Here is a 12966-nt window from a genome sequence, read left to right on the forward strand (position 1 = left end):
GGACGTGGCAGAGGCATGAACTTTGCGCTTCCCTTCGCTGGCATTATCCAGATCAGGTATAAGGGACTCTCTCACCCGGAAAAACATTTCCAGGACCCCTAGCGAAGGCACCACTTTAACATGAATCGTTTAGCTCAATAAAAAAAAGCACACCAGGTGTGCTTTTTTGCCTCAAATATACTGGGGGGAGTATCTTAAAACCCCCAGCAAATACGCTGAGATTTGGTGCAAACAGGCTCATACTCCCTGTTTTTTGGCTGCGAAGCTGATCCACATACCTTCCATGGAATACACCAGCAGCGCTGCCCAGATCGCAATGAAGCCGAGCAGTTTATGGTGATCAAACGCTTCGTGAAACACCCAGATGCCGAGTAAGAGTTGCACGCTGGGCGCGATGTATTGCAGTAAACCGAGTGTCGTCATCGGAATCCGGCGGGCACCGGCGGCAAACAGTAACAGCGGTATCGCCGTGATCGGGCCGCTGAGCGCGAGCAATATCTGCATGTGACTGTCTTGTACAAGAAACGCATTTTGCCCATGCACAGTCAGCCACGCCAGATAAGCGAACGCGAATGGAAACAGTAAAATTGTTTCCAGCGACAAGCCTTCCAGTGCGCCCAGTGACGACGTTTTACGTAACAGACCATAAGTGCCGAAGGTGATCGCCAGCGCTAAGGCCACCCATGGCAGATGACCGGTTTGCCAGGTCAGCCAGGCGACACCAAGCGCCGCAAATGCGACGGCCAGCCATTGACCCGGACGCAGCCTTTCCCGCAACACCGCCGAGCCGATCAGAATATTCACCAGCGGTGTAATGAAATAACCCAGACTCGCATCGACGACATGACCATCGTTGACGGCCCAGATATAGATGAACCAGTTGCTGGATAAGAGCAGGGCGCTGAGCGTAAAACCGGCAATCACTTTTGGCTGGCGACGGACAGCGCTCAGCCATGACCATTGCTGACGCCAGGCGAGTACGCCGGCTAAAAACAGCAGCGACCATAACATACGATGGATCAGTATTTCTAAGGAGGGAACGCTTTGCAGTGCTTTGAAATACAGTGGAAACAGACCCCAGACGATGTAAGCGGAGCCTGCCAGGAAGATGCCTTTACGCATGTATCATATCCAGAAAAAAGCCGCACAGCGGCTGAGGCATGAATTATCCTCGTAAAGACAGAATCATGCTTGAGGGGTAACTATTTGTTGCGTTGAATTGTGCGGATAGTGGGCGGATAGTGGTGATGACTTGGAGGCGTAAGCCCGTTTTACTTTTCTCTGGCCGCCGCAATTTGCTTGCAGAGTGCTTCGGTGCCATCGAGTATGCGTGGCCCGGCGCGGTTCAGCCAATCGCCATTCACCGCGTACAGATGATTTTTCTTTGCTGCAGTCAGCACAGAAAATTGCCGCCATTCATTCAGGCTATCGGTGTTGCTGCCACCGGTGATGATCGCATCCGGATTCGCCGCCAGCAAAGCTTCCACTGACACGGTGGGGCTGATTTCTTTCAGTGCACCAAAAACGTTTTTGCCGCCACATAAGCGTATCGCCGCCGAGACCATGTGCGTATCATTCAGCGTCATCAGCGGCTTGCGATTGACTTGATAAAAGACACTGATGGGTTTGTCACGTGCGCTCTGATATTGTTTCTGAAGGTTGGCGAGCCGCAAACGGAATTGCTCTGCGGCCGCTTTACCAGCGGCTGGCGTGTCAGCCAGTATCGCCAGTCGTTCCAGCGAGGTGGCCACCATCTCGTAATCGCGCGGTTCGCTTTCAAAAACGGTGATGTGATTGTCGCGTAATTTGTTAACCAGTGATTTGCCGCTACCTGTGCCCCACACCACTACGAGATCAGGTTTTAAGGACAGCAGTTTTTCCAGATCTAAGGCAAAGACATTACCTACCGAAGGTAAGGCCTTTGCTGCTGCGGGAAAATCGCTGTAATCACTGACGGCAACGATACTTTTTGCCGCGCCAGCTGCAAATAATAATTCGGTCGCATGCGGCGCCAGGCTGATAATTCTTTGTGCTGGCTTGTCGAGTGTAATCGTACGCTGCGCATCATCTTTGACACTGACCGCCGCCACACTGCTGGCGCTGACCAGTAGTGCAGGCAGTATGCAGACGCTGCCAATCAGCATGCGCAGCGATGTCATCAGATTTCCAGATTGTCGATCAGACGGGTATTGCCGAGCTTCGCGGCTGCCAACACCACCAGCGGCGCGCCCTGCGCGATATCGCCAGCAGACGGCGGTTGCAGGTCGGCACGTTTGCGGATCGCAATGTAATCCGGTTTCCAGTGACGATTTGCGAGGCTGGCCATGGCTTTGCGTTCGAGTTCAAACATATCCAGATGACCGCCACGGACTTCTTCTGCAACCTGATTCAATGCCTGATACAGCGCCGGTGCTTCGGCCCGTTCTTCGGCAGACAGATACATATTGCGCGACGATAAGGCAAGGCCGTCTTCGGCACGGAAAGTATCGGCTGCGATGATTTCGGTTGGCAAGGCAAATTGCTTGCTCATATTTCTGACGATCATCAGCTGTTGATAATCTTTCTTACCGAACACGGCAACGCGCGGTTGTACGCAAGAGAATAATTTCAACACCACCGTGGTCACGCCAGTGAAAAAGCCTGGGCGGAATTCACCTTCGAGAATATTGCCGAGATCGTCTGGCGGACGAACGCGGAATTCCTGCGGTTCTGGATACAGGTCTTTTTCTGTCGGCGCGAACAAAATATAGACGCCTTCTTTTTCAAGCTTTTCTACGTCAGCCTGGAAAGTACGCGGATATTTGTCGAAATCTTCGTTCGGTCCGAATTGCAGACGATTAACGAAAATCGAGGCGACCACCGGGTCGCCATGTTTTTTTGCGAGACGCATCAGCGACAGATGGCCTTCGTGCAGATTGCCCATGGTTGGCACAAATGCCGTGCGTAACTGACCGCTCAGATGGTCGCGTAATTCTTCAATGGATGAAATGATTTTCATAATGAATGTGTGATGTTTCGGTTATCAATGATACTCAGACTGGCGAATAGGCGAGTCTGACGTAGATGGGCGCGAAGGCTTCGGCCTGCGTGATTTCTATCAGCGTTTCTTTCGCCAGTTCGAGCAAGGCGACAAAATTCACGACCAGTACCGGCGCGCCACGGGAAGGATCGAATAGTTCGGAGAATTCGACAAATTTAGTCGATTGCAGCTTACGTAAAATACCGGACATGTGTTCGCGTACCGATAATTCTTCGCGGCTGATTTTGTGATGCGCCACCAGTGTTGCCCGCTTCATGATGTCGGCCCAGGCGGCTTGTATATCGGCGATTTCCACGTGCGGCCAGTGCAGTACCGTGTTTTGCTCGACGAACACCTGCGCATGCAAAAAATCACGGCCTAATTGCGGTATCGCATTTAAATCGTAAGCAGCCAGTTTCATTTGCTCATATTCGAGCAGGCGTCGTACTAATTCCGCACGCGGGTCTTCGGCCTCATCTTCGGCATTGCTTTTGGTGGATGGCAGCAACATGCGCGATTTAATCTCGATCAGCATGGCAGCCATCAGCAGATATTCTGCGGCAAGCTCCAGATTATGTTCGCGAATCTGATCGACATACTTCAGATATTGCAAGGTCACTTGCGCCATCGGAATGTCGAGAATATTGAAATTCTGTTTGCGGATCAGATACAGCAATAAATCCAGCGGCCCTTCGAATGCCTCCAGAAAAACTTCCAGCGCATCTGGCGGAATGTATAAATCATTCGGCAGCTTGAACAGTGGCTCGCCGTACAGTCGCGCAAACGCCATGCCGTCAACGACATCGGGCGTGCTATCAACGGCACCGACCAGAGGTAACTCTGACGAGGGAAGTTCAGAAGTAGTCACAAGCAGGGCGCTCTGACAGGATCAGCCTTTGTTTTGGTAAACGTAAGCTTGTTGTGGCACGCGGGATTCCAGATTGTTTTTTTGCGTTTCCAGATCAACTGGAGCTTTGTCCCATAACAGCGCGCGACCGTCACGCTGGCTTTGCTCCAGCTTAGGGTTCGCAGTTTTTAAACTTTTGAGAAAGCCAGTTGCTTCGGATTCGTACAGAGAAAATTGCTTGGAGAATTTCATAGTATTGAAATAAACACGTAAAGAACGGATGAAGCGGCATTTTACTCTGTATTTCCGGGAAAACCGCATTCGTCCAGATATGGATGGAAAAGTATTCGCAGGCACAGACGCTTCCCAGCGACGCGTCTGTGGCAGAGTAATGACAGATTACAAGTCAGGCTTATCTACCCATTTACGTATGTGTACGGGTTGATAGGTTGCGAAGTGCTGTAATAACTCTGCCGGATTGCTACTGGAATAGAGTAGTTCCAAATGCGCTGAGCGCAAGAAACCTTGTTGCTGGGTATTCTTTAAAAATTCCAGCAGACCGTCGTAGAAGCCTTCGACATTCAGTAAGCCTATCGGTTTGTCATGAAAACCCAGTTGTGCCCAGGTCATGACCTCGAATAATTCTTCGAGTGTGCCTATGCCGCCTGGCATAGCGATAAAACCATCGGATAATTCCGCCATCATAGCTTTGCGCTCATGCATATTTTTGACGATATGCAGCTCACTCAGGCCGCGATGACCGACTTCTTTATCCATCAGCGCTTGAGGAATAATGCCGGTGACTCGCCCGCCAAGTCGCATGACTTCATCGGCAATGATGCCCATCAGACCGACGTTGCCGCCGCCATAGACCAAGCCAAGCTGTCGCTTGACCAGATTCGCCGCCAGTTGTCTGGCACCTGCGGCATAGGCGGGCAGGATACCTGCTGCTGAACCGCAATATACGCAGATTGCTTTCATGAGTGATTCATTTTTTGCAGATAATTCTGCGACATTTTTTCAAAAACCTGTTTGGTTTCGCCGCGTAAATAGGGGCTGATCAGCACGATGACCTGATAGCAGCCGCGCGCCAGTGATTCCGACATGGTTTGCAGCTCTGAATATTTACGCGGATTGCGTACATATTCATACGACAGCCAGTAAGTGGCGACGACAACCATGTTGGTTGCGAGGGCATCTATATCCATATCGGTTGCTTCGAATTCACCGTCGGCACGCAAGTCGTGACAGAGATCGGTGGCGACTTTGATTTTATGCGACAGGATTTCTTTGAAGTTGAGTTCCAGCTTACGGTTGCGAGACAGTAAATCACTCAGATCGCGATAGAAAAAGCGATAGCGCCATACCAGTTCAAAAGTCAGATGCAGATAGGTCCAGATATCCTGAATATTTGCTTTTCTACCCTGTGGAAAGGCGAGCTTTTTATTAATTTCCGCCTCAAACTGGGTAAAAATGGAGTTGACGATATCGTCTTTATTGCGGAAATGGTAATACAGATTGCCGGGCGAAATATTCATTTCTTCGGCAATCACCGTTGTTGTGATGTTTGGCTCACCAAATTCATTAAACAAGCGGAGGGAAAGTTCGAGGATGCGTTCCCGGGTGCGGCGAGGAGCTTTGTGTTGCATGTGATTCTTCTCGAAAAATTATTTCATTAGAATAACATCGTTCTGTTCAACAGCAAAACCTCTCGCTACATTGTGGCAATTTTCTCGTTCTCAGAAGAAACGTGAAATAAGCGTGTTTTAGCGAGCTTATCGTGTAAAAATTGACCATGTTCGTCGAGACGTGATGTCATCGCCCAGCCTGCGATGCCGATACCGAGAACGATTACCATCGGCCACTCTTTAAGTCCGAGCTGATAATTGATGGCCATTGCTGGAATAAACCACATCCAGGCAAGGCAATAGCGGACGATCGCCTTCACCAGTGGAAGTTTTTTGCCGTCGGTATCTGCCACGCGGATGCGCCAGGTTTGCATCGCAAGCGTTTGTCCGCTGCGGGTCCAGCAAAACACAAAATAAATACCGATGACGATAAACAGCCAAACCTGCCTTACATGTCGCAAGGTCAGTGCGTGCTTGCTTTGCGTGATGACATCAAACAAAAAACCGGCAACAAAGACGATGCCGAATAAGAGCAAGGCCTCATAGACCATGCAAATTAAACGGCGACGTAAAGTGGGTGTGGCTAAAACGCTGTTCACAGATTATTTCGATACGGCTTGGGATGCAGAACCCGCTGCCGGAGCGATGACAGGTTCACTGACGGCAGGCAGACTGCCGGAAGCTGGCGCAGGTGCGGCCACTAATGCCGCTGCCGATGCTGGCGCCGGTGTTACTGGCGCGATCGGCGTTGCTAACGCTGGTTTTGCCGGTGGTTTAGGTCCCAGCTTAATCGGTGCCAGTATTTGCGGATTTTTCACCAGATCCGGCGATAAATTGGTCACGCTTTTTTTCTTTGCATGCTCCTGCGCGAGACGTTGTTTTTCTTCGGCGCTGAGTTGCTGATATTGCTGCCATTGCGCTGATTTTTGCTCAGGTTTCACCAGCGAGCTTTTCGCGAAATTTTCACGCGCTGCCATGCGTTGTTCCGGCGTGAGCTTAATCCATTCGCGCATTCTTTCTTGCACGCGAACTTGCTCTTCCGGCTTCATTTTTGCATAGCGTGTGACTATTTCCAGCCATTTTTTCTTGCGGCCTTCAGGGAACTTATCCCATTCTCCTGCCAGTGGCGCCAATGCCTGTTTTTGCATGACATTCAGTTCCGACCACAATGGCCTTACCAGTGTGGCAGGTGCTGCAATTGCAGGTGTGGCTGCCGGTTTGGAAGCCGGCACAGCATTAGTGCCGCCCGCCAGCGCAAATGGCAGGCCAGCACTGAAAAGCAGGAAAAATACGTAATGACGTAAATTGGAAAACGCCACGTTTACTCCTCCGCTTTATTCAGATAAGCGGTAAAGCCGGTATCGACATAAGCTGCGGGCGGTAATTCATCAACGAGGACAGCGGCATCAATATCAGCTAATTCGCTGATGTTTTGTTGCTGTTCGTACTCATAAATACCAAACAATCCGGCAACCAGCGCCAGCATAGGGAGCAACAAACTCACTTTGCCAAACCACGAGCCCATGCCTTGAGACGCAAAACCGTTTACCCCCGCGAAGACGTTTTTGATTGCCAGTACGCTGACAGGAGCTTCCTGCTTCTTGCGGGCAAGAGCAAGCTTGCGTGCTTGCGCCAGTCTCTCAAGTGCCGGAGATGGGATATTTTCTGCTGATTCGTTCAGAGCACGTTTTACCTTGTAGGCAAAATCAAGATCCCGCGATTCTTTTGAGTAGTTCATAACTGTATTCCTTTAGCCTTGAGGTTGGCGGCCAGTGCGTGGGTTGCACGAGAGCAATGCGTTTTGACGCTGCCTTCTGAGCAGCCCATTGCTGCGGCTGTCTCTGCGACATCCATGTCTTCCCAGTAACGCATGAGGAACGCTTCCCGTTGACGCGCAGGCAGCTTTTTTATTTCATCATCAATAATATTCAGAACCTGTTCGCGTTCTAACTTATCCGCAGTCGATTCTGCTGCTTCAGTTCCTTCTTCAGCAGCGTAACTTTCTAGCAAGTCAAAGTTATCATCTTCCTGATTATTGCCGGGCGTAATGCTGGAAAACAGGCTGACCCAGGTATTCCGCACTTTCTCACGCCGGAAAAAATCCAGAATGGTGTTTTGCAATATTCTCTGAAACAGCATGGGCAATTCATTTGCCGGCTTGTCGCCATACTTTTCAGAGAGTTTAATCATTGCTTCCTGGACAATGTCCAGCGCTGATTCCTCGTTCCTGACCGTATAGACAGCATGCTTGAAGGCACGCCTTTCCACATTTTCCAGGAAATTCGATAATTCTTTATCAGTAGCCATTGTTGGCGATATTCATATAGTGATGGTGCATTTACTTGTCAATAGTGGCGCTACCCGCTAAAAAGCTGCCTGCTTTTAAAATTGCGCATATCCTAGCAAAAATAGCCTTACGTGTCCCAAGTTTTGTCTTGCGGCGAATTTTCCCGGATCAAATAAGTCATTGATAAAAAGAGAAAAGAATAATTCTGCTTGACCAAAATGCTGCAACGCATTACCGTATGAGTCCACCTCAAAATCTCGGGGTATCAAATACTTGGCTGGAATAACCCACAATGTTATTGCCCGCAAGTGCGCTTTAATGAAGCTGTTTGTTCTGACCCATGCCACAAGCGTGAGAAATTTGTCGTTGTAAAGCCTTAACACTGATTGAACGAGTGCCTTAAGCATTTTCCGGTACCACGCCCAACGGGGGTGTAAAAGAAAATGTCGCGGTACAAAAAGGAATATCAGCTCACCGGATTTACATGTCGGTTTCGCCAGGAAAGAACATCCGATCAATTTCCTATGGACCTTGAAAGGACAACATAATGAGTTCAGAATTTACAGGCGCAGAGATACTGGTCAAGTGTCTTGCCGAAGAAGGTATTGAGCACGTGTTCGGATATCCGGGCGGCGCAGTACTTTATATCTACGATGCAATCTACAAACAAGATAAGTTTCAGCATATCCTCGTTCGTCACGAACAGGCTGCGATTCATGCTGCTGATGCTTACTCCCGTTCTTCCAACAAAGTAGGCGTGGCTCTGGTCACATCCGGGCCTGGCGTTACCAATGCGGTGACCGGTCTGGCAACTGCTTATATGGATTCGATTCCTATGGTGATCATCTCGGGTCAGGTGTCCAGTGCCGTTATCGGCCAGGATGCTTTCCAGGAGTGTGACACGGTAGGTATTACCCGTCCTTGCGTGAAACATAATTTCCTGGTCAAAGATGTCCGGGATCTGGCAGAGACGATCAAAAAAGCATTTTTCATCGCAACAACCGGACGCCCTGGTCCTGTGCTGGTTGATATTCCTAAAGATATCAGCATGCACAAAACCACTTACAGCTATCCGCGTGAAGTTGAGATGCGTTCTTATAAGCCTGTCGATAAAGGACATGCTGGTCAGATTCGTAAAGCGGTTCAGTTGTTGCTGCAGGCAGAGCGCCCGATGATCTACACCGGTGGCGGCGTTATTCTGGCGCACGCTTCTGCTGAATTGAACAAGCTGGTGGATGAGCTGGGATTCCCTTGCACAAACACGCTGATGGGTCTTGGCGCTTATCGTGCCAGTGACGAAAAATTCGTCGGTATGCCCGGTATGCATGGGACGTACGAAGCCAACATGGCGATGCAACACTGCGATGTGCTGATTGCGATCGGTGCGCGTTTCGATGACCGCGTGATTGGCAATCCTAAACATTTTGCGTCGAATTCGCGCAAGATTATTCATATAGACATTGACCCTTCCTCAATATCCAAGCGCGTGAAAGTGGACATTCCTATTGTTGGTAATGTTAAAGACGTATTGCAAGAGATGTTGTCGCAGTTAAGCGCAGTTGAAACCCGTCCTGATCCGAAACCGCTGGCCGCATGGTGGAAACAGATCAACGAGTGGCGCGGCAAGGAATGCCTGAAGTATGCCACTTCGTCTGAACTCATCAAGCCGCAATCGGTGGTTGAAAAAGTGTGGGAAGTAACCAATGGCGATGCCTTTGTGACTTCCGACGTAGGACAACATCAGATGTGGGCGGCGCAATACTACCGTTTCGATAAACCGCGTCGCTGGATTAATTCCGGTGGTCTGGGCACGATGGGCGTTGGCCTGCCATACGCGATGGGCGTGCAGATGGCGAATCCTGATGCGACCGTTGCCTGCATTACCGGCGAAGCCTCGATACAAATGTGTATTCAGGAATTGGCGACTTGCAAGCAATATCACCTGACACCCAAGATCATTCTGCTGAACAACCGCTTCCTCGGCATGGTCAGACAGTGGCAGCAAATTGATTATGGCTCACGCTATTCCGAATCCTACATGGATTCACTGCCGGACTTCACCAAACTGGTGGAAGCTTATGGTCACGTCGGCATGAAAATTGAAAATCCCGCAGACGTTGATGGTGCAGTACGTGAGGCCTTTGCAATGAAAGACAGACTGGTATTCATGAACTTCATTACCGATCAGACCGAAAATGTCTGGCCTATGGTGAAGGCGGGTCAGGGCTTGACTGAAATGCTGCTTGGCTCGGAGGATCTGTGATATGAGACACATTATCTCCATCCTTCTGGAAAATGAAGCCGGTGCATTGTCCCGCGTGGTCGGATTGTTTTCTGCCCGTGGCTACAATATTGAAACGCTGACGGTTGCGCCGACCGAAGACCCGACCTTGTCCCGCATGACCATCGTCACCAGCGGTTCTGACGACATCATCGAACAGATCACGAAACACCTGAATCGTCTGATTGAAGTGGTGAAGGTGGTTGATCTGACCGAAGGCGCGCACATCGAACGCGAGTTGATGCTGATCAAGGTCAGAGCGGTAGGTAAAGAGCGCGAAGAAATGAAGCGTACAGCGGATATTTTCCGCGGCCGCATCATTGACGTGACCGAAAAAACCTACACCATAGAATTGACGGGCAACAAAGGTAAATTGGATGCATTCATTGATTCCATCGACCGTGCGTCAATTCTGGAGACAGTCAGAACGGGTGGCTCAGGTATAGGACGCGGCGAACGCATCCTCAAAGTATAAGCAAGTATTCATCTGCCTCTGGCATATAAAAATCATTCAAATTAAATAGGATAAAAAATGAAAGTTTTCTACGATAAAGATTGTGATCTGTCCCTGATCAAAGGTAAAAACGTTGCCATCATCGGTTATGGTTCACAAGGTCATGCACACGCGCAAAATCTGAACGACTCCGGTTGTAACGTGACGGTCGCTTTGCGTAAAGGCGGCGCATCATGGTCTAAAGCAGAAGGCGCTGGCCTGAAAGTGGCAGAAGTGAATGAAGCGGTGAAAGCTGCTGACGTTATCATGATTTTGCTGCCGGATGAAAATATCGCTCAGGTGTACAACGAAAACGTTGCACCTTATGCTAAGCAAGGCGCGGTACTCGCGTTTGCGCACGGCTTCAATGTGCACTACGGACAAGTGGTGCCACGTGCTGATCTGGACGTCATCATGATCGCCCCGAAAGCACCAGGCCACACAGTACGCGGCACTTATTCGCAAGGTGGCGGCGTGCCACACCTGATCGCTGTCTATCAGGATAAATCCGGTTCTGCCCGTGATATCGCTTTGTCGTATGCAATGGCGAATGGCGGCGGCCGTGCCGGTATCATCGAAACGAACTTCCGCGAAGAAACAGAAACAGATTTGTTCGGTGAACAGGCTGTGTTGTGCGGCGGTGCTGTTGAGCTGATCAAAGCGGGTTTCGAAACTCTGGTCGAAGCTGGTTATGCACCGGAAATGGCGTACTTCGAATGTCTGCATGAATTGAAACTGATCGTTGATCTGATCTATGAAGGCGGTATCGCTAACATGAACTACTCGATCTCTAACAATGCAGAGTACGGTGAATACGTGACAGGCCCACGCGTTGTGACGGAAGACACCAAAAATGCGATGCGCCAATGCCTGAAAGATATTCAGACTGGTGAATACGCGAAGAGCTTCATCCTGGAAAACAAAGCAGGTGCGCCTACCTTGATTTCCCGTCGTCGTCTGACTGCAGAACATCAGATCGAAGAAGTCGGCGCAAAATTGCGTGCGATGATGCCTTGGATCGCTAAAAACAAACTGGTTGATCAATCGAAGAACTAATTCTTCAGATCGCCGGGCATCATCCAGCGTGCGCTGGCAGGCGCATGCAGCTCGAAGTCTAAAAGTCGTCCATTGGGACGACTTTTTTTACGCCTTCAAGTGCACTTGGATTGCGAAAAACAAACTAGTTGATCAATCGAAGAACTAATTCTTCAGATCGTCGGGCGTCATCCTGCGTGCGCTGGAAGGCGCGCGCAGCCCGAAAGCTGAAAGTCGTCCAAACGGGCGATTTTTTTGCCTTCAAATATCCCTTGTTTTACCCGTAAAATTTGAAAAAAAAGGGGAGTATGTTTCATTTTCGCGTATATGTCTTAATGAAATATAGGGGTTTTAAATATACTGGGGGGAGTATATTTAAGGCTTGAAACGGGTTAATTCACAGGCTTAACTCTGAAATTCGATTCCCAGTGAAGTCATTAATTGAATCGTAGATGGGTGTGATCATTGAAAAAGAGGTATCTTTGCAACTTGAATCAAGAAGACTTGTCTGAATCAACAATACCAACATTTCTGGAGAATGATCATGAAAAAACTACTTGGCTTGACTGCTGCTTGTTTGCTGGCATTGCCGGTTGTCGCGCAGACGCTTACCGGCACCGTCATTACGGTCTCAGGATCGGCGGACGTGAAGGCGGACAATGATCAGGCGGTGCTCAATTTTTATATCGAAGAGCAGGACAAAGACAAGACCGCGGCAGCGTCGCGGGTGAATCAGAAAATGAAATCCGGTACTGATCTGATCAGGAAAGAAGACCCGCAGGCAGAGCTGCGGACGCGGTCTTATTATTCTTACCCCATCTATGCTGAAACCCCAGTCAATGCGGCAGGCCAGCCTGTCAAGCGCCAGATCATCGGGTGGCGTTCAGGTCAGTATCTGGAGGTGAAAACCACAAACATTGCGCAGTTGTCGTCCACGGCAGCAGCAGGGCAGAAAGTGTTGGCGCTGAACGGTGTCAATTTTGGTTTATCTGATGCAGCGATTAAAAAATTCGAGGCCGCGCGGGTCGAGGCTGGTTACCACCAGTTTTCTGACAAAGTAAAAATGATTGCATCGACGCTGGGTAAGAAGCCGGATGATATTGTGATCGAGTCTCTTGATTTCGATAACGCCGGCAGTGAATTGCGTCAGTTTGAAGCGGCACCGATGATGCTCAAAGCGGCCAGAGCCGACGCAGCCGCAACGGAACCCAGCTTCGAGCCGGGATTTACTTCATTGAATATAAAAATCACTGGAAAACTGCGACTGAAATAGACCATACACTAGTGCTTGCGGGTTTGCCTGACCGATAAACAGGGTTATACTGCCAGCGCAAAGTGCCAGGTTCCGCCCGACATGTTCGGGCTATTTTATTTCT

General features: G+C 49.7%; 15 protein-coding genes and 1 riboswitch. Of the genes, 4 read left to right on the forward strand and 11 right to left on the reverse strand.

The genetic code is table 11. From position 1 onward, the window contains the following. Nucleotides 1-12 precede the first annotated feature (12 nt). Nucleotides 13-110, reverse strand: a riboswitch (TPP riboswitch). Nucleotides 111-237: 127 nt separating this feature from the next. From rarD to H8K29_RS13000, 11 genes are all read right to left on the reverse strand, one after another. Continuing rightward, a complete protein-coding gene (gene rarD / locus H8K29_RS12950) occupies nt 238-1122 on the reverse strand; it encodes an EamA family transporter RarD (protein ID WP_186897922.1) in 885 nt (294 codons plus the stop codon). A gap of 149 nt (nt 1123-1271) precedes the next feature. Further along, a complete protein-coding gene (locus H8K29_RS12955) occupies nt 1272-2159 on the reverse strand; it encodes a cobalamin-binding protein (protein ID WP_255423373.1) in 888 nt (295 codons plus the stop codon). Then, nucleotides 2159-2998: a pantoate--beta-alanine ligase gene (gene panC / locus H8K29_RS12960; RefSeq protein WP_186897923.1), complete on the reverse strand. Its 840-nt coding sequence runs from the start codon at nt 2996-2998 to the stop codon at nt 2159-2161. Before panC ends, H8K29_RS12955 begins: the two co-directional genes overlap by 1 nt. 34 nt (nt 2999-3032) lie before the next feature. Beyond that, nucleotides 3033-3809 carry a ScpA family protein gene (locus tag H8K29_RS12965; RefSeq protein WP_186885287.1) on the reverse strand — a complete coding sequence of 259 codons (777 nt, stop codon included), beginning with the start codon at nt 3807-3809 and terminating at the stop codon, nt 3033-3035. Nucleotides 3810-3908: 99 nt separating this feature from the next. Continuing rightward, nucleotides 3909-4118, reverse strand: a complete 210-nt coding sequence (locus H8K29_RS12970) for a DUF3460 family protein (protein WP_186897924.1) — start codon at nt 4116-4118, stop codon at nt 3909-3911. Between the two features lie 147 nt (nt 4119-4265). Further along, nucleotides 4266-4847 carry a TIGR00730 family Rossman fold protein gene (locus H8K29_RS12975; protein ID WP_186897925.1) on the reverse strand — a complete coding sequence of 194 codons (582 nt, stop codon included), beginning with the start codon at nt 4845-4847 and terminating at the stop codon, nt 4266-4268. After that, nucleotides 4844-5515 carry a TetR/AcrR family transcriptional regulator gene (locus H8K29_RS12980; protein WP_186885105.1) on the reverse strand — a complete coding sequence of 224 codons (672 nt, stop codon included), beginning with the start codon at nt 5513-5515 and terminating at the stop codon, nt 4844-4846. Before H8K29_RS12980 ends, H8K29_RS12975 begins: the two co-directional genes overlap by 4 nt. A 65-nt stretch (nt 5516-5580) precedes the next feature. After that, nucleotides 5581-6093, reverse strand: coding sequence for an RDD family protein (locus tag H8K29_RS12985; RefSeq protein ID WP_370527188.1), 513 nt, complete (start codon nt 6091-6093; stop codon nt 5581-5583). A gap of 3 nt (nt 6094-6096) precedes the next feature. Continuing rightward, nucleotides 6097-6813: a DUF3106 domain-containing protein gene (locus tag H8K29_RS12990; RefSeq protein ID WP_186897926.1), complete on the reverse strand. Its 717-nt coding sequence runs from the start codon at nt 6811-6813 to the stop codon at nt 6097-6099. 2 nt (nt 6814-6815) lie between these two features. After that, entirely contained in the window at nt 6816-7232 is a 417-nt protein-coding gene (locus H8K29_RS12995) for a DUF3619 family protein (protein WP_186897927.1), read from the reverse strand. Further along, complete coding sequence (locus tag H8K29_RS13000) at nt 7229-7801, reverse strand: RNA polymerase sigma factor (protein WP_186885107.1); 573 nt, start codon at nt 7799-7801, stop codon at nt 7229-7231. The genes H8K29_RS12995 and H8K29_RS13000 overlap by 4 nt, the downstream gene beginning before the upstream one ends. 527 nt (nt 7802-8328) lie before the next feature. On the opposite strand from H8K29_RS13000, the gene H8K29_RS13005 reads away from it, so the two are divergent. The 4 genes from H8K29_RS13005 to H8K29_RS13020 all read left to right on the forward strand — a co-directional run bounded on the left by H8K29_RS13005 (nt 8329) and on the right by H8K29_RS13020 (nt 12863). Next, complete coding sequence (locus H8K29_RS13005; RefSeq protein ID WP_186897928.1) at nt 8329-10044, forward strand: acetolactate synthase 3 catalytic subunit; 1716 nt, start codon at nt 8329-8331, stop codon at nt 10042-10044. 1 nt (nt 10045) lies between these two features. Continuing rightward, complete coding sequence (gene ilvN, locus H8K29_RS13010) at nt 10046-10537, forward strand: acetolactate synthase small subunit (RefSeq protein WP_186885109.1); 492 nt, start codon at nt 10046-10048, stop codon at nt 10535-10537. 57 nt (nt 10538-10594) lie between these two features. Beyond that, nucleotides 10595-11611 carry a ketol-acid reductoisomerase gene (gene ilvC, locus H8K29_RS13015; protein ID WP_186897929.1) on the forward strand — a complete coding sequence of 339 codons (1017 nt, stop codon included), beginning with the start codon at nt 10595-10597 and terminating at the stop codon, nt 11609-11611. A gap of 523 nt (nt 11612-12134) precedes the next feature. Next, on the forward strand, nt 12135-12863 hold the full coding sequence (locus tag H8K29_RS13020) for an SIMPL domain-containing protein (protein WP_186897930.1): 729 nt from the start codon (nt 12135-12137) through the stop codon (nt 12861-12863). Nucleotides 12864-12966 lie beyond the last annotated feature (103 nt).

The organism is Undibacterium sp. CY21W (assembly GCF_014284265.1).
Lineage (GTDB): Bacteria > Pseudomonadota > Gammaproteobacteria > Burkholderiales > Burkholderiaceae_D > Undibacterium > Undibacterium aquatile.

Bases quoted from the DNA above. Each gene is read 5' to 3' on its own strand.
- rarD (WP_186897922.1), bottom strand. From the start codon at position 1,122: ATGCGTAAAGGCATCTTCCTGGCAGGCTCCGCTTACATCGTCTGGGGT.
- H8K29_RS12955 (WP_255423373.1), bottom strand. From the start codon at position 2,159: ATGACATCGCTGCGCATGCTGATTGGCAGCGTCTGCATACTGCCTGCA.
- panC (WP_186897923.1), bottom strand. From the start codon at position 2,998: ATGAAAATCATTTCATCCATTGAAGAATTACGCGACCATCTGAGCGGT.
- H8K29_RS12965 (WP_186885287.1), bottom strand. From the start codon at position 3,809: ATGGCGTTTGCGCGACTGTACGGCGAGCCACTGTTCAAGCTGCCGAAT.
- H8K29_RS12970 (WP_186897924.1), bottom strand. From the start codon at position 4,118: ATGAAATTCTCCAAGCAATTTTCTCTGTACGAATCCGAAGCAACTGGC.
- H8K29_RS12975 (WP_186897925.1), bottom strand. From the start codon at position 4,847: ATGAAAGCAATCTGCGTATATTGCGGTTCAGCAGCAGGTATCCTGCCC.
- H8K29_RS12980 (WP_186885105.1), bottom strand. From the start codon at position 5,515: ATGCAACACAAAGCTCCTCGCCGCACCCGGGAACGCATCCTCGAACTT.
- H8K29_RS12995 (WP_186897927.1), bottom strand. From the start codon at position 7,232: ATGAACTACTCAAAAGAATCGCGGGATCTTGATTTTGCCTACAAGGTA.
- H8K29_RS13000 (WP_186885107.1), bottom strand. From the start codon at position 7,801: ATGGCTACTGATAAAGAATTATCGAATTTCCTGGAAAATGTGGAAAGG.
- H8K29_RS13005 (WP_186897928.1), top strand. From the start codon at position 8,329: ATGAGTTCAGAATTTACAGGCGCAGAGATACTGGTCAAGTGTCTTGCC.
- ilvN (WP_186885109.1), top strand. From the start codon at position 10,046: ATGAGACACATTATCTCCATCCTTCTGGAAAATGAAGCCGGTGCATTG.
- ilvC (WP_186897929.1), top strand. From the start codon at position 10,595: ATGAAAGTTTTCTACGATAAAGATTGTGATCTGTCCCTGATCAAAGGT.
- H8K29_RS13020 (WP_186897930.1), top strand. From the start codon at position 12,135: ATGAAAAAACTACTTGGCTTGACTGCTGCTTGTTTGCTGGCATTGCCG.